Below are 14,519 nucleotides of genomic sequence, written 5' to 3' on the forward strand. Positions count from 1 at the left end.
CACCCCCCCACTTATCCACACACGCGGTGCTCCACCGGCCGGGGGTGGGGTGGGGGTGGGCCGGGGGGGGGGGGGGCGCCCGCCCCCCCCCCGCGCCGCCGCCCGCCGCTCACCGCGCCGCCCGCATCGGCCCCGCCTACGCTGGAAGGGTTCGTCTCCTGCGCGAAAGGGGCGCGGTCATGGCTCCCCACTCGAAGGCCGGCACGGCCCTGTTGGCGCTCCGCGAGGACCTGGCCGGTGAGGTCTTCGCCCCGGACGATCCCGGGTACGACGAAGCCCGGACGATCTTCAACTCGATGATCGACCGCAGGCCCGCCGTGATCGCCCGCTGCGAGAGCGAGGCGGACGTCGTCACCACCGTCCGCTTCGCCCGGGAGCTGGACCTGCCGGTGGCGGTGCGCGGCGGCGGCCACAGCGTCGCCGGGATGTCCCTCAACGACGGCGGCGTCGTGGTCGACATGCGCCGGATGCAGGAGGTCACGGTCCATCCCGGGGCCAAGGCCGTACGCGTCGGGGGCGGCGCGGTGATGAGCGTGCTGGACCGCGCCTGCCAGCCCTACGGCCTCGCCACCACGGGCGGCCGGGTCTCCACCACCGGCGTCACCGGGTTCACCCTCGGCGGCGGATCGGGCTGGCTGGACCGGAAGTTCGGGCTGGCCGTGGACAACCTGCTCGGCGTCGACCTGGTCACCGCGGACGGCAGCGCCGTCACGGCGACCGCCGAGGACAACCCCGAGCTGTTCTGGGCCCTGCACGGCGGCGGCGGCAACTTCGGGGTCGCGACCTCGATCACGCTGCGCCTGCACGAGCTGCCGGAGTTCGCGATCTGCCTGCTGCTGTACCCGCCGGAGGCCGGACCCGAAGTGGTGCGCACCTACCGCGACGTGCTGGAGAGCGGCCCGGCCGAGGTGGGCGGCGGAGTGATCTACATGACCGCCCCGCCGGAGCCGTTCGTACCGCCGCCCCTGGTCGGCACCCTCGTGGCGGGCGCGCTGCTCACGTACGCGGGCGGCGAGGAGGCGCTGCGCAAGCTGGCCGGGCCGCTGCTCGCGCTGCCGCACTCGGCGGAGGTGCTCATGGCCCTGCCGTACGCGGACTTCCAGTGCATGCTGGACGACCCTCCGGGGCTGCGCAACTACTGGTCCGCGGAGTACCTGACCGGCCTGCCGGACGAACTCGTCAGCGTCTTCTGCGCGCTCGGCGACGTGATGCCGGTACCGACCCCGACCCAGCACGTGCTGTTCCCGCTGGGCGGCGCCATCGCGGACGGGCCCGCGGAGTTCCCGGTCCCGTACCGGGACTCGCCGTGGGCCGTGCACCCCTTCGGCGTCTGGGAGGACCCGGCCGAGGACGAGCGCTGCCGGCAGTGGGTCCGCGACGTGCGCAACCACGTGGAGCCGTGGAGCACCGGCGCGGTCTACCTCAACTTCACCGGCGACGAGGGCCCCGAGCGGGTGGCGGCGGGCCTCGGCCCGGAGAACCTGACCCGGCTGGCCGCGGTGAAACGGGCGTACGACCCGGACAACGTGTTCCGCTTCAACCACAACATCAAGCCCGCGTGACCCGCTCGCCGTCCCGGCCCGGGTGGGGACATAACGGACCTCGTTCCCGCCCGGTGATGCGCCGGGAGCCGGACGGCCGGTAGCGTCCCGCGACATGGACAACCAGGGCGGGATCACCGTTCAGCGGGCACTGGAGCTGCCCGGGCTGCGCAGCGGACTGCCGGAGGTGGTGGCGTGCGCCGACCGGCTCGGCCGGACCGTGCGCTGGGTGCACGCGGGCGAGGTGCCGAACATCGCGTCCCTGCTCAAGGGCGGGGAACTGCTGCTGACCACGGGGCTGGGCCTCGGCACCCGGCCCGCCGAGCAGCGTGCCTTCGTACGGCGCCTCGCGGACCGGGGGATCGCCGCGCTGGTGGTCGAACTCGGCCCGCGCTTCACCCGGCTCCCGGCGACCCTCGTCGAGACCGCGCGGACGGCCGGCCTCCCGCTCGTCCAGCTCCACCGCGAAGTGCCGTTCGTGGCGGTGACGGAGGAGATCCACACCGAGATCGTCAACCACCACTACGCGCTGCTCCAGCGGGCCGAGGAGGTCCACCGGCGGTGTACGGAGGCCCTGCTCAGCGGTGGCGGCATCCCCCAGGTCCTGCACATCCTGGCCGGCTTCACCGCCAACCCGGTGTTCCTGGAGACCCCGGACGGGCAACTCCTGTACGCGGCGGGCCCGGTCTCCGGGGAGGCCGCGGCCGATCCGCTCCAGGTGTGGGAAGGCCTGCGGGGCCAGCGCGAGGCGGAGCCCTCGGCCAACGCGGTGGTGGTCGACGTCCCCGGCGGCGGCCACGGGACCGGCTCGGTCCGCGCCCGGGTGGTCCTGCTGGGCGTGTCGGCGCCGCTGCTGCCCGTCCACCGGATGGCGGCGGAGCGGACGGCGGGCGTGCTGGCCGTCGTCCTGATGCAGGCCCGCCAGGAGGAGGAACTGGCCGCGCGGGGCCGCGGCGACTTCCTGACCGACCTCGCGGAGGGCCGCATCTCGGCGGAGGACGCCCCGGGACAGGCGCGCGTCCTCGGGTTCAAACCGGGGGCAGGGCCGCTCCTGCCGGTCGTCATGCGGCTGGGCTCCGACCTCGGCCCGTCGGGGAACTGGGCCGTCCTGGCCCGGGCGGTCCTGGAGGAGCTGTCGTCGGTCGGCGTGCCCGTGCTCCTGGGGGTCCGGCCGGTGGAGGGCCGGGTGCCGCTGCTGGTCTCGCTCCGGGCGGAATCGGAACGCACGGCGGTCGCGGACCGGGTCGCGGCGGCGCTGCGGGCCGGCGTGGAACGGGCCGGCCTGGACCGCGCGGCGGCCCCGCCGGCGGTGGTCGTCGGCGTGGCGGGCGGCTGGGCGGCGGCCTCCTCGGGCCTGCGGCACGCCGCCGAGACCGCGACGGCGGCCCACGGGCTCCCCTCCCGCCCCTGGTACGACGCCCGGCGGCTGGACATCGACCTGCTGCTGTGGCGGCTGCGGGAACACCCCGACCTGGCGGCGTTCGTGGACCGGGCGATCGGGCCGCTGCGGGTCCACGACGCGGCGTCCCGGCCGCCGCTCCTGCCCACCCTGGAGACGTACCTGGCCCATGCGGGGCGCAAGGCGGAGACGGCGCGCGAGCTGCACCTCAACCGGCAGACGCTGTACAACCGCCTGGCCCGGATCGCGGAGCTGCTGGGCACCGACCTGGACGACCCGGAGACGGTCCTCTCCCTCAGCCTGGCGCTGCGGGCCCGCCGCCACACCGTGTCCTGACGTCCTCCCCGCGGGGCGGGGTCAGGGGCGGCGGACGGACATGAGTTCGTCGTAGATCGACAGGATCTGGGCGACCGTGTCGTCCTCCGTGGGCCAGGTGGCGGCCTGGGCGTGGCCGGCCGCCGCCAGAGCGGTGCACCGCGCCGGGTCCGCCAGCAGGTCCGTCACCGCCGAGGCCAGCGCTGCCGGGTCCCCGTACGGCACCAGGACCCCGGCGTCCCCGACCAGCTCCGGCACGCCCCCGACCGCCGTCGCGACCAGCGGGACGCCCGCCCGCAGGGCCTCCTGCGCCAGCAGGGACCGCGACTCCCACCGGCTCGGCAGCACCGCCACGTCCGCCGACGCCAGCAGCTGCGCCGCGTCCCGGCGCCGCCCCAGCAGCCGCACCGGGAGTCCCTCGGCCTCGATCCGCCTCGCCAGCTCGGCCCGCTGCGGGCCCTCGCCCGCGATCACCACCAGCGGCAGCGGCTCCAGCACCCGCCACGCCCGCGCCGCGTCCAGGAGCACGGAGTACCCGCGGTGTTCCACCAGGCTGCCGACCGCGATCAGCAACGGCCGTCCCACCGCGCCCAGTTCCGCCCGGGCCTTGCCGGGATCCGCGGCGGCGTCCGGACCGGCCGGCCCCGGCGGCCCCATCGGCACGGCCACCGGTGCCAGTCTGGCGTCCCGCGCGCCCCGCGCCCGGGCCAGGTCCACCTGGTCCGAGGAGGCGCCCAGCACCACCGCCGCGGCCCGCGCCACATGCCGTTCCAGCACCCGGCCGAGCCGCCCCCACGCCCCTTCGGCCTCCGGGCCGCCGCCGTGCCAGCTCACCACGAGCGGCACCCTGCGCCCGCGCAGTGCCAGCGCGGCCCGCATCCCGGCCCGTACGCCGTGCGCGTGCACCACGTCCGCCCCGGCGCACACGGCGCGCAGCGCGCTCACCGCGTCCGGGGTGAACTGCGCCCCGGCGCCGGTGAAGTCGTACTCCCCCTCCGCTTCGACGGGTGCGCACACCGTGACCCGTACTCCGCGCGCGGCGAGCCCGGTGGTGAGCGACCGTACGTGCGCGCTGCTGCCCGCGCCGGCGCCGCCGAGTACTTGGACGGTACGGAGCGGCGGCCGCCCGTACGGCTGCGCGGGGACCGGGGTCGAGACCGGGGAGCTGCTCACGGGCCGAAGCTCCAGGGTGAGGGAGGCAGAGACGTCGCCCAGGATGCCAGTCCGCACGCGCGTTCCGGGACCATACGGGTGCGGATCCCGCAGGAGATACCACCGCGCGCCCCCGCGCCTCACCCACACGGCGTAGCGCGGGACGCGGCGAGGGCCCGGGACGGGTGTCCGTCCCGGGCCCGGCCTGAGCCCAAGGGCAAGGCCCGGCCTGATCGGCTGAACACCCCTAGGGGGTGTCTTCCCGTGCCGCCGCCAGCAGTTCCTCGGCGTGCGCCCGCGCGGACGCGGAGTCCTCGTGGCCGGCGAGCATGCGCGAGAGCTCGCGGACGCGGTCCTCGCCTTCGAGGACGGTGACCCCGCTCCGCGTGACGGACCCGTCGTTGGTCTTCTCGACGAGCAGCTGCCGGTCCGCGAACGCGGCGACCTGCGGCAGGTGCGTGACGACCACGACCTGCGCCGACTTGGCCAGCTTCGCGAGCCGCCGCCCGACCTCGACGGCGGCCTTGCCGCCGACGCCTGCGTCGACCTCGTCGAAGAGGTACGTCGGCACCGGGTCGGAGCCCGCGAACACGACCTCCACCGCGAGCATCACGCGCGACAGCTCGCCGCCCGAGGCACCCTTGGCGATCGGCCGCGGCTGGGCGCCCGGGTGCGGCGCCAGCAGCAGTTCGACCTCGTCCGTGCCCGAGGGCCCGTACGCGACCGGACGGCCGTCCACGTCCACCCCGTCGGGGTCCTCCACCTGCCGGATGTCGATCGTCACCCGTGCGTGGGGCATCGCCAGCGACGCCAGCTCCAGGGTGACGGCCGAGGCGAACCGCGTGGCCGCCTCCACCCGTGCGTCGGTCAGCGCCTGCGCCAGCAGCGACAGTTCGACCCGCAGGCCGTCGCGTTCGGCGGTCAGTTCGGTGATCCGCTCGTCGTCGCCGTCCAGTTCCAGCAGCCGGGCCGAGCCGGCCTCGGCCCACGCCAGCACGGCGTCGATCGAGTCGCCGTACTTGCGCGTCAGCTGGGTCAGGGCCGCCCGCCGCTCCTCCACCGCGGCGAGCCGCAGCGGATCGGCGTCCAGGTCGTCGGCGTAGCCGGCGAGTTCCCCGGCGACGTCGGCGAGCAGGATCCCGAGCTCCCCGATCCGTTCCGCGAGCGCGCCGAGCGCCGCGTCGTGGGTCCGTACGGCCTCCAGGGCCCGGTGGGCGCCCGCGACGAGCGTGTTGGCGTCGACGCCCTCCGGGTCCTCGACGTCGCCGGCGAGGGCCGCGTGGGCGATCTGTGCCGCCGAGGCCAGCGATTCGGCGTGGCCGAGCCGTTCCGCCTCCGCCGCGAGCTCGGCGTCCTCGCCGGCCAGCGGTTCCACGGCGGCGATCTCGTCGAGGCCGAAGCGCAGCAGGTCGGCCTCCTGGGCGCGTTCGCGGGCCCGGGTGGTGATCTCGTCGAGTTCGGCGGCGACGGCGCGCAGCCGCCGGTAGGCGGCCCCGTACTTCTCCAGCGGGACGGCGACCGCGTCGCCGGCGTACCGGTCGAGGGCCTGGCGCTGGCGGGCGGGCCGCAGCAGGCCCTGCTGGTCGGTCTGCCCGTGGACGGCGACGAGGTCGTCGGCGAGGTCGCCGAGCAGGCCGACGGGCACGGAGCGGCCGCCGACGTGGGCGCGCGAGCGCCCCTCGGCGGACACCGTCCGGCTGATCAGCAGGGCGCCGTCGTCGAGCTCGGCCCCGGCTTCCTCGGCGCGTACGGCGGCGGGCGCGCCGGGGCGCAGGACGATGCGGCCCTCCACGACCGCCGCCTTGGCCCCGATCCGCACCAGGGCCGGGTCGGCGCGACCGCCGAGCAGCAGGCCGAGGCTGGTGACGACCATCGTCTTGCCCGCGCCGGTCTCGCCGGTCACCGCGGTGAAACCGGGCGACAGCTCGACCACCGCGTCGTCGATGACCCCGAGCGACCGTATCCGCATCTCCTCAAGCACGGGACGACGATACCGAGGTTTCACCGGTGCCATGTGACGTCACCCGTGGAGAGTTTCCCGAACGGATGTGCTATTAGTGGGGCGCTCCGCGCCATCCCGACACCGGCAGCGCGAACTTCGCGACGAGCCGGTCCGTGAACGACGCGTGGTGCAGCCGGGCGAGCCGCACCGGCACCGCGCCCCGGCGGACCTCCACCCGGGCCCCGGCCGGCAGCTCCAGCGTCCGGCGGCCGTCGCACCACAGCACCCCGTGCGGGACCCCGGTCTGCACCTCCACCGCCAGCACCGAGTCCGGCGAGGTGACCAGCGGTTTCGCGAACAGGGCGTGCGCACTGATCGGCACCATCAGCAGTGCCTCCACCTCCGGCCAGACCACCGGCCCGCCCGCGGAGAAGGCGTACGCCGTCGAACCGGTCGGGGTCGCGCAGACGATCCCGTCGCAGCCGAAGCCGGACACCGGGCGTCCGTCGATCTCCAGGACCACTTCGAGCATCCGCTCGGGCGACACCTTCTGGACGGCCGCCTCGTTCAGCGCCCAGTCCCGGTGGATGACGTCGCCGTTCGTCCGTACGAGCACGTCGAGGGTCATCCGCTCCTCGACCTCGTACGCCCGCGTCACGACCCGGTCCACGACCTTGTCCAGGTCGTCCCGCTCGGCCTCCGCGAGGAACCCCACCCGGCCCAGGTTCACGCCCAGCATCGGCACGCCCGAGCCGCGCGCGAACTCCGCGCCGCGCAGCAGCGTCCCGTCGCCGCCCAGCACGATCAGCAGCTCGCAGCCTTCGAGCGCCACGGGGGTGCACTCGGCCACCAGCTCCACCTCGGGCGGCAGCGGCAGGTCCCTGGCCTCGTGCTCGACGACCCGTACGCCCAGCCCGCTCTTCAGCAATCCCTGTACGACCAGCTCGGCACTGCGGATGGCCGCAGGCCGCCCGGTGTGCGCGAGAAGGAAGACGGTCCGCCCCTCCGTCTGGACCGGTGATTCCGAGGTATCCGACCTGTCCGCTGATTCAGTCACTGCGGCCCCTCCGCCACTGCTCGGTCAACATCCTCCGGGTCGAGTGCCGGTGCCCCCGCCCTCAGCCACAGAAAGTACTCGACGTTCCCCGACGGGCCGGGCAGCGGGCTCGCGGTCACCCCGAGCACGCCGAGCCCCAGCTTCGCCGCCTGGGCCGCCACCTCGCGCACGGCCTCCGCCCGCAGCTCCGGGCTGCGCACGACGCCGCCGCTGCCGAGCCGGTCCTTGCCGACCTCGAACTGCGGCTTGACCATCAGCACCAGGTCCGCGTCCGGCGCGCAGCAGCGCACCAGTGCGGGCAGCACCAGGCCGATGGAGATGAAGGACAGGTCACCGACGACGAGGTCGACCGGGGTCCCGTCGAGCTGCTCGACCGTGAGCTCGCGGACGTTCGTCCGGTCCTTGACGGTGACCCGGTCGTCGCTCTGCAGCGACCAGGCGAGCTGCCCGTAGCCGACGTCGACGGCCATCACGTGGGCCACGCCCGCGCGCAGCAGCACGTCGGTGAACCCGCCGGTGGAGGCGCCTGCGTCCAGAGCCCGGCGGCCCTCGACGGCCAGCCCCCGCGGCTGGAAGGCCGCCAGGGCGCCGGCCAGCTTGTGGCCGCCCCGGGAGACGTAGTCGGGGTCGCTGTCGTCCTTGAGGACCACCAGGGCCGCGCTGGTCTCGACCTGGGTGGCCGCCTTGGTCGCGGTGGCGCCGCCGACGGTCACCCGGCCCGCGGCGATCAGCTGGGCGGCGTGCTCGCGCGAGCGGGCCATGCTGCGGCGTACCAGTTCGGCGTCCAGGCGGCGGCGTGCCACTCCTGCCACGTTCGGTTCAGCTCCTGTTTTCGTGCGGTCCGGGGACGGGTGGTGCGTCCAGCGCGGTCAGCGCGTCGCGCAACCCCCTGTGCACATCCTCGTACACCGCGACGTGTCCGTCCGCCGTGAGGTGGTCGGCGTCGGCCAGCCGCTCCAGGTGGGCGTCGACGCCGGCGTGGCCGGTGGGCGTGCGGACGAGGCCGAGGGGCCCGGGCCCGGCGGGCCCTGCGGAGGGCTCCGGCGCGGCCTCCCCGGATGTGCCGGGTTCTGCGGGCAGGCCAGGTTCACCCTGTTCACCCGGTACGTCCGGTGTGTCCGCCGCGGCGTCGGCGAAGTCGTCGGTCATGCCCCGACGCTACCCCGAAGCGCCCGGGCGGCCGAGCACGGCTCTGCGGTACGGTCGAGATCACGATGGCTACGATCGATCAGTGCCGAGCCGCACTCGACAGACTTTCCGACAACCTCGCGCAGGCCGACGGCAGCGTGCGCGGTGCCGCCGCGCTGGACCGCTCCCTGAGCTGCCACATCACCGACCTCGACCGGACCTTCACCGGCCGCCTCGACGGCGGCCGGATCCGGGTCGACGCGGTCTCCCCCGGGCCGCCCGCGGACAAGGCCGAGATCCGGCTCGCGATGACCGGCGACGACCTGGTGGCGATGGTCGCGGGCGAGCTGAAGTTCGCCAAGGCCTGGGCCTCGGGCCGGGTCCGGCTGGAGGCCGGGTTCCGCGACCTGCTCCGCCTCAAGAGCCTGCTGTGACGGCTCGGCCGCGCCCGGCCGGGGCCTTGCGCGCGGCCGGGATCACCAGCGGGGTGCCGGTCTCCGGGTCGTCGATGATCTGGCAGCGCAGCCCGAACACCTTCTCCACCAGCTCCGCCGTGACCACCTCCGCCGGCGGCCCCTCCGCGACGACCTTCCCGCCGCGCATCGCGATCAGGTGCGTGGCGTAGCGGGCCGCGTGGTTGAGGTCGTGCAGCACGGCGACCAGGGTCCGGCCCTGCTCCTCGTGCAGTTCGGCGCACAGGTCCAGCACGTCGATCTGGTGCTGGATGTCGAGGTACGTGGTCGGCTCGTCCAGCAGGAGCAGCGGCGTCTGCTGCGCGAGCGCCATCGCGATCCACACCCGCTGGCGCTGCCCGCCCGACAGCTCGTCCACCGACCGGTCCGCGAGCTCCGCGACCCCGGTCGAGGCCATCGATTCGAGGACGATCCGCTCGTCCTCCGGCGACCACTGCCGCAGCAGCCCCTGGTGCGGGTACCGGCCGCGCGAGACCAGGTCGGCGACGGTGATCCCGTCCGGCGCGACCGAGGACTGCGGCAGCAGGCCCAGCGTCTTGGCGACCTTCTTGGCCGGCATCGACCCGATGGCCTGCCCGTCCAGCAGCACGCGCCCCGCGGACGGCTTCAGCATCCGCGACAGGGCGCGCAGCAGCGTGGACTTGCCGCAGGCGTTGGGTCCGACGATCACCGTGAAGGAGTGGTCGGGGATCTCCACCGACAGGTTCTCGGCGATGACCCGCTGCTCGTAGCCGAGGGTCACGTTCTGCGCGGTCAGCCGCTGCACCTGCGTACTCCTTGAGTTGCTCGTATCCGTGCTCATATACGTCCCGCCCTGCGCTCGGTGACGAGCAGCCAGAGCAGATAGACACCGCCGACCAGTCCGGTGACCACACCCACCGGCAGCTGGTCGGAACCGAAGGCGCGCTGTGAGGCCCAGTCGGACACGAGCAGCAGGACGGAGCCCATCAGCGCGCCGGTGAGCAGGTTCGACCCGGGTGAGCGGGTCAGGCGCCGGGCCAGCTGGGGCGCGGCCAGGGCGACGAAGGAGATGGGTCCGGCGGCCGCGGCGGCCGCGGTGGTCAGCAGGACCGCCGCGAGCATCAACAGCATCCGCGTGCGCTCGACCCGTACCCCGAGGGCGTACGCGGCGTCGTCGCCCATCTCCATCATCCGCAGGGCCCTGCCCTGCCCGAGGACGAGCGGGAACAGCACCGCGCAGGTCCCCAGCAGCGGCCAGACCTGGCTCCAGTCCCGGCCGGCGAGCGAGCCGGTCAGCCAGACCATCGCGCGGGTGGCCTCGACGAGCTGGGCCTTGGTCAGCAGGTAGTTGATGACGGCGACGAGCATCGCGGAGGCGCCGATGCCGACCAGCACCAGCCGGTAGCCGTGGATGCCGCGCTTGTACGACAGCAGGTAGACGAGGACCCCGGTCAGCAGTCCGCCCGCCAGCGCGCCGCCCGCGACCGCGTTCGCGTCACCCTTGAACAGGACGATCACGGTGAGCGCGCCGACCGACGCGCCGTAGCTGAAGCCGAGCAGGTCCGGGGAGCCGAGCGGGTTGCGGGAGACGGACTGGAAGACCGCCCCGGCCATCCCGAGCGCGGCGCCCACCAGCACGGCGACCAGCACGCGCGGCAGCCGCAGGTCGTTGACGATGAAGTCGTGTGCGGGGGTGCCGTTGCCCAGCAGGGTCTGTACGACGTCCCAGGGCGCGATCTCGAAGTCGCCGGTGCCGATGAGGACGACGGCCATCGCCAGCGCGGCCACGATCAGCAGCAGCCCGGCCACGAGCGCCCGGGGCTCCAGTCGCAGGGACAGCCCGCCGGGGCCGCGCAGGGCACGGGAGCCGCGGGAGCCGGGCCGGTCCGCCCGGAGGTCGACGGTCACAGCTGGGCCATCCTCTTGCGCCGGACGAGATGGATGAAGACGGGTCCGCCGATGAGTGCGGTGACGATGCCGACCTGGAGTTCGGCGGGCCGGGTGACGACCCGGCCGATGACGTCGGCGCCCAGCAGCAGCACCGGCGAGAGCACCGCCGAGTAGGCGAGCACCCACCGCATGTCGGGACCGGTGAGCAGCCGCACCAGGTGCGGGATCATCAGCCCGATGAAGACGATCGGCCCGCAGGCGGCCGTCGCCGCCCCGCACAGCAGGGTGATGGAGACCATCGCGGCGATCCGGGTCCGCGTCAGGTGGGCGCCGAGGGCCCGCGCGGTGTCGTCGCCCATGGCCATCGCGTTCAGCGGCCGGCCGAGCGACAGTGCGATCACCGCGCCGAGCAGCAGGAACGGGGCGACCTGCCGGACGGTGTCCATGTTCGCGGAGGCCAGCGAACCCACGGTCCAGAAACGGAGCTTGTCCAGCGCCTTGCTGTCCACCAGCTGCACGGCGTTGATGTAGCCGACCAGGGCCGCACTGGCGGCGGTGCCGGCGAGCGCGAGGCGCACCGGCGTCGCACTGCGGCTGCCGCCGAGCACGTACACCACGACGGAGACGACGGCGGCGCCGAGGAAGGCCCACCACACGAACGCGCTGAGCGAGGAGACCCCGAGGAAGGTGATGGCCGAGACCACGGCGGCCGCGGCGCCCGCGTTGACGCCGAGGATGCCCGGTTCGGCCAGCGGATTGCGGGTCAGTGCCTGCATCACCGCGCCGGACAGGCCAAGCCCGAGCCCGACCATCAGCCCGAGGAGGGTGCGGGGCACCCGGAGGTCGCGCACGACGACGTCGGAGGGCGTTCCCGCGTAGTGGAACAGGCCGTGCCAGACCTGGTCGAGGGGCATCTGCTTGGCGCCGACGGCGATGCTCGCCACCGCGACCAGGGCCAGCACCGCGAGGGCGCCGAGCAGACCGGCGGCGCGGGCCGCGTGCCGCGGGCGGGCGGCGGCGACCGGCGCCGCGCTCTGTTCAGGAGGACTCTCGACCAACACGCAGGTTAGGTTAGCCTACCCTGCGCCCGCCGCGTGCCGTTCTGCCTGATCAGCCCCCGCCTACAGCCCGATCCGGGCCAGCGCCTTCCCCGCGTCCAGCGCGCACGAGCCCTCGCCCGCCTGCGTCCACGCCGCCGCGCACAGCGCCCGCAGCCCGTCGATCGGATCGCCCTCGCCGCTCAGCTCCAGTGCGTCCGCCGTCACCACCGCGGTCCAGCCCCCGCACCGGAAGCCCTCGCCCTGCGCCACGACCTCCGGCTGCCCCGTCAGCAGACCCCGCAGATCCCGGTCCACGTACGTCGGCCGGTGCCTCGGCTCGGCCCGCAGCAGCTGCGCCCCGTCCGTCACCCCGGTCAGCACCAGCAGCGAGTCCACCTCCCCGTTGAACGCGCCCTCGATGTCCGTGTCCAGCCGGTCCCCGACCACCAGCGGCCGCTCCGCACCCGTCCGCAGCACCGTCTCCCGGTGCATCGGGGGCAGCGGCTTGCCCGCCACCTGCGGCTCCGCACCCGTGGCGATCCGCACGACCTCGACCGCGGCCCCGTTCCCGGGCCCGATCCCGCGCGCCCCCGGAATCGTCAGATCGGTGTTCGACGCGTACCACGGCACCCCGCGGTGGATCGCGTACGAGGCCTCCGCGAACCGCGACCACGGCAGGTCCGGGCCCCCGTACCCCTGGACGACCGCCGCGAGCCCCTCCTCGTCGGCGGAGTCCACCGGCACCAGCCCCCGCTCGCGCAGCGCGACCCGCAGCCCCTCCCCGCCGATCACCAGCACCTTCGACCCCGGCTCCACCTGCTCCGAGATCAGCCGGGCCACGGCCTGCGCCGACGTGATCACCTCACCGGCCTCGGTCGGGATCCCCAGTTCGCCCAGGTGCTCGGCGACCGCCTCCGGCGTCCGCAGCGCGTTGTTCGTGACGTACGCGAGGTGCATCCCGTCGGCCCGGGCCGCCGCCAGCGACTGCGCCGCGTGCGCGATCGCCTCGCCGCCCGCGTACACGACGCCGTCCAGGTCCAGCAGGGCCGTGTCGTACGCCTGGTGCAGGCTGCGCTCGCTGCCCGCCGGACTCGTCCTGCTCTGCCGGGTCATCCTGTCGGCTCCCTGTCCGTTCGATCCTCGACCGGTCCGTGACCGATCCCGACTGCCAGTACTGCGGTCTTGCTCACCCGATCATCCCGCATCGCGAGACGCGTCTTACCATGCACCAATGACCACATCTGGTACCGCGGACGACGGGCTGCGCCTGATCCCCTTCCATGGACTGCGCTATGACCCGGAGCGTGTCGGCAGCCTGGCCGCCGTCACCTCACCGCCGTACGACGTGGTCGTACGCCCCGATGGCGTCGACCACCTGCAGTCCGCCGATCCGCACAACATCGTCCGCCTGATCCTGCCGCAGGCCGACACCCCCGCCGAACGCAACGAGCAGGCCGCGCGCACCCTGCACGACTGGCTCCGCAACGGCATCCTCAGCGCCGACCCCGAACCCGCGCTCTACGTCTACGAGCAGCGCAAGGGCGGTCTGCTGCAACGCGGCCTGATCGGCGCCCTCGCCCTGTCGAAGCCCGACGCCGGCATCGTCCTCCCGCACGAGGACGTGATGCCGGACGTGGTCACCGACCGGGCCGGTCTGATGCGTGCGGCTTCGGCCAATCTGGAGCCCCTCCTCCTCACCTACCTCGGGGACGACCCCGCGGCGGGCGCCGCCGAGGTCGTCGAGCGGACCGCCGCCGGCACCCCGCTGCTGGCCACCACCACCGAGGACGGCTTCCGGCACCGGCTCTGGGCCATCACCGACCCCGCCGACCTGGCGGCCGTCACGACCGACCTCGGCCACCGCCAGGCCCTGATCGCCGACGGGCACCACCGCTGGGCGACGTACCTGCGCCTCCAGGAGGAGCACCAGTCCCCCACCGCCTGGGACTTCGGGCTGGTCCTCCTCGTCGACACGGCCCGCTACCCGCTCCAGGTCCGCGCCATCCACCGGATGCTGCGCCGCATCCCGGTCGCGGACGCCCTGGCCGCCGTCGAGGGCAGTTTCCGCGTCCGCCCGGTCGACGGCCCGCTGCCGCTCGCCCTGGAGGCCCTCGCCGACGCCGCCGAGCGCGGCAACGCCTTCCTCCTGTCCGGCGACGGCACCTTCCACCTGGTCACCGACCCGGACCTGGACCTCCTGGAACGCACCGTGCGCCGCGACCGGCCCGAGGCGTGGCGCCGGCTGGACGCGACCGTCCTGCACGCGACCCTGCTCGACGCCGTGTGGCAGATCCCGGACACCCCCGACCAGATCACGTACATCCACGACGCGGCCGCCACCGTCGCCATGGCCGAGCGGCACGGCGGCACCGCGGTCCTGCTGCACCCGGTACGGGAGCAGGTCGTCCGGGACCTGGCCCGCCAGGGCGTCACGATGCCCCGCAAGTCGACGTCGTTCGGCCCGAAACCGGCCACGGGCCTGGTCCTGCGCAGCCTGAACTGACCTCGCGCCATCCGCGGCCGGCCCGACCGGCCCCGGATACGGGAAAGGGGGGGGCCCCCCCCGGGGGGGGCGGCCGGGTGAGCTGCTGGAGGGCGGGGGGGGTGGCGCGGGGCGGGGC

The 14,519-nt window shown here is 74.6% G+C and carries 13 protein-coding genes; 4 read left to right on the forward strand and 9 right to left on the reverse strand.

Going from position 1 to position 14,519, the window contains the following annotated elements:
• The first annotated feature begins 179 nt into the window (after window positions 1-179).
• Window positions 180-1,562, forward strand: coding sequence for an FAD-binding oxidoreductase (locus tag ACFXA3_RS16060; RefSeq protein ID WP_385187196.1), 1,383 nt, complete (start codon window positions 180-182; stop codon window positions 1,560-1,562).
• A 94-nt stretch (window positions 1,563-1,656) separates the two neighbouring features.
• On the forward strand, window positions 1,657-3,276 hold the full coding sequence (locus ACFXA3_RS16065) for a PucR family transcriptional regulator (RefSeq protein ID WP_385187198.1): 1,620 nt from the start codon (window positions 1,657-1,659) through the stop codon (window positions 3,274-3,276).
• 21 nt (window positions 3,277-3,297) lie between these two features.
• Here the strand turns inward: ACFXA3_RS16065 and ACFXA3_RS16070 are convergent, their stop codons facing one another.
• The 5 genes from ACFXA3_RS16070 to ACFXA3_RS16090 form a co-directional block, all read right to left on the reverse strand.
• Window positions 3,298-4,428 carry a glycosyltransferase family 4 protein gene (locus ACFXA3_RS16070; RefSeq protein WP_385187214.1) on the reverse strand — a complete coding sequence of 377 codons (1,131 nt, stop codon included), beginning with the start codon at window positions 4,426-4,428 and terminating at the stop codon, window positions 3,298-3,300.
• A gap of 226 nt (window positions 4,429-4,654) precedes the next feature.
• The gene (gene recN / locus ACFXA3_RS16075) at window positions 4,655-6,376 is read right to left on the reverse strand and encodes a DNA repair protein RecN (protein WP_385187216.1); all 1,722 of its coding nucleotides are present in this window, start codon (window positions 6,374-6,376) and stop codon (window positions 4,655-4,657) included.
• Window positions 6,377-6,461: 85 nt separating this feature from the next.
• Entirely contained in the window at window positions 6,462-7,406 is a 945-nt protein-coding gene (locus tag ACFXA3_RS16080; protein WP_385187199.1) for an NAD kinase, read from the reverse strand.
• Complete coding sequence (locus tag ACFXA3_RS16085; RefSeq protein ID WP_385187201.1) at window positions 7,403-8,218, reverse strand: TlyA family RNA methyltransferase; 816 nt, start codon at window positions 8,216-8,218, stop codon at window positions 7,403-7,405. The genes ACFXA3_RS16080 and ACFXA3_RS16085 overlap by 4 nt, the downstream gene beginning before the upstream one ends.
• A gap of 7 nt (window positions 8,219-8,225) precedes the next feature.
• Window positions 8,226-8,555, reverse strand: a complete 330-nt coding sequence (locus tag ACFXA3_RS16090; protein WP_385187203.1) for a hypothetical protein — start codon at window positions 8,553-8,555, stop codon at window positions 8,226-8,228.
• 65 nt (window positions 8,556-8,620) lie between these two features.
• On the opposite strand from ACFXA3_RS16090, the gene ACFXA3_RS16095 reads away from it, so the two are divergent.
• Window positions 8,621-8,968 carry an SCP2 sterol-binding domain-containing protein gene (locus ACFXA3_RS16095; RefSeq protein ID WP_385187205.1) on the forward strand — a complete coding sequence of 116 codons (348 nt, stop codon included), beginning with the start codon at window positions 8,621-8,623 and terminating at the stop codon, window positions 8,966-8,968.
• On the opposite strand, the gene ACFXA3_RS16100 is transcribed toward ACFXA3_RS16095, so the two are convergent.
• Genes ACFXA3_RS16100 through ACFXA3_RS16115 form a run of 4 tightly spaced genes read right to left on the reverse strand, consistent with a single transcriptional unit; the run spans window position 8,952 to window position 13,011 of the window.
• On the reverse strand, window positions 8,952-9,809 hold the full coding sequence (locus tag ACFXA3_RS16100) for an ABC transporter ATP-binding protein (protein ID WP_385187207.1): 858 nt from the start codon (window positions 9,807-9,809) through the stop codon (window positions 8,952-8,954). The two genes, ACFXA3_RS16095 and ACFXA3_RS16100, sit on opposite strands and share 17 nt — an antisense overlap.
• Window positions 9,806-10,876 (reverse strand): FecCD family ABC transporter permease, encoded by a 1,071-nt coding sequence (locus ACFXA3_RS16105; RefSeq protein WP_385187209.1) that lies wholly within the window; start codon window positions 10,874-10,876, stop codon window positions 9,806-9,808. The genes ACFXA3_RS16100 and ACFXA3_RS16105 overlap by 4 nt, the downstream gene beginning before the upstream one ends.
• Window positions 10,873-11,919, reverse strand: coding sequence for a FecCD family ABC transporter permease (locus ACFXA3_RS16110; RefSeq protein ID WP_385187211.1), 1,047 nt, complete (start codon window positions 11,917-11,919; stop codon window positions 10,873-10,875). Before ACFXA3_RS16110 ends, ACFXA3_RS16105 begins: the two co-directional genes overlap by 4 nt.
• A 60-nt stretch (window positions 11,920-11,979) precedes the next feature.
• Complete coding sequence (locus ACFXA3_RS16115; RefSeq protein ID WP_385187212.1) at window positions 11,980-13,011, reverse strand: HAD-IIA family hydrolase; 1,032 nt, start codon at window positions 13,009-13,011, stop codon at window positions 11,980-11,982.
• 118 nt (window positions 13,012-13,129) lie between these two features.
• Between ACFXA3_RS16115 and ACFXA3_RS16120 the strand changes: the two genes are divergently transcribed.
• Window positions 13,130-14,401, forward strand: coding sequence for a DUF1015 family protein (locus ACFXA3_RS16120; RefSeq protein WP_054227657.1), 1,272 nt, complete (start codon window positions 13,130-13,132; stop codon window positions 14,399-14,401).
• The last annotated feature ends 118 nt before the right edge of the window (window positions 14,402-14,519 follow it).

Origin of the sequence: Streptomyces sp. NPDC059456 (genome assembly GCF_042750055.1) — a bacterium.
Lineage (GTDB): Bacteria > Actinomycetota > Actinomycetes > Streptomycetales > Streptomycetaceae > Streptomyces.

What these genes read in the sequence shown, in the direction of transcription:
- ACFXA3_RS16060 (WP_385187196.1), top strand. Translation starts at nt 180, where the DNA reads ATGGCTCCCCACTCGAAGGCCGGCACGGCCCTGTTGGCGCTCCGCGAG.
- ACFXA3_RS16065 (WP_385187198.1), top strand. Translation starts at nt 1,657, where the DNA reads ATGGACAACCAGGGCGGGATCACCGTTCAGCGGGCACTGGAGCTGCCC.
- recN (WP_385187216.1), bottom strand. Translation starts at nt 6,376, where the DNA reads ATGCGGATACGGTCGCTCGGGGTCATCGACGACGCGGTGGTCGAGCTG.
- ACFXA3_RS16090 (WP_385187203.1), bottom strand. Translation starts at nt 8,555, where the DNA reads ATGACCGACGACTTCGCCGACGCCGCGGCGGACACACCGGACGTACCG.
- ACFXA3_RS16095 (WP_385187205.1), top strand. Translation starts at nt 8,621, where the DNA reads ATGGCTACGATCGATCAGTGCCGAGCCGCACTCGACAGACTTTCCGAC.
- ACFXA3_RS16100 (WP_385187207.1), bottom strand. Translation starts at nt 9,809, where the DNA reads ATGAGCACGGATACGAGCAACTCAAGGAGTACGCAGGTGCAGCGGCTG.
- ACFXA3_RS16115 (WP_385187212.1), bottom strand. Translation starts at nt 13,011, where the DNA reads ATGACCCGGCAGAGCAGGACGAGTCCGGCGGGCAGCGAGCGCAGCCTG.
- ACFXA3_RS16120 (WP_054227657.1), top strand. Translation starts at nt 13,130, where the DNA reads ATGACCACATCTGGTACCGCGGACGACGGGCTGCGCCTGATCCCCTTC.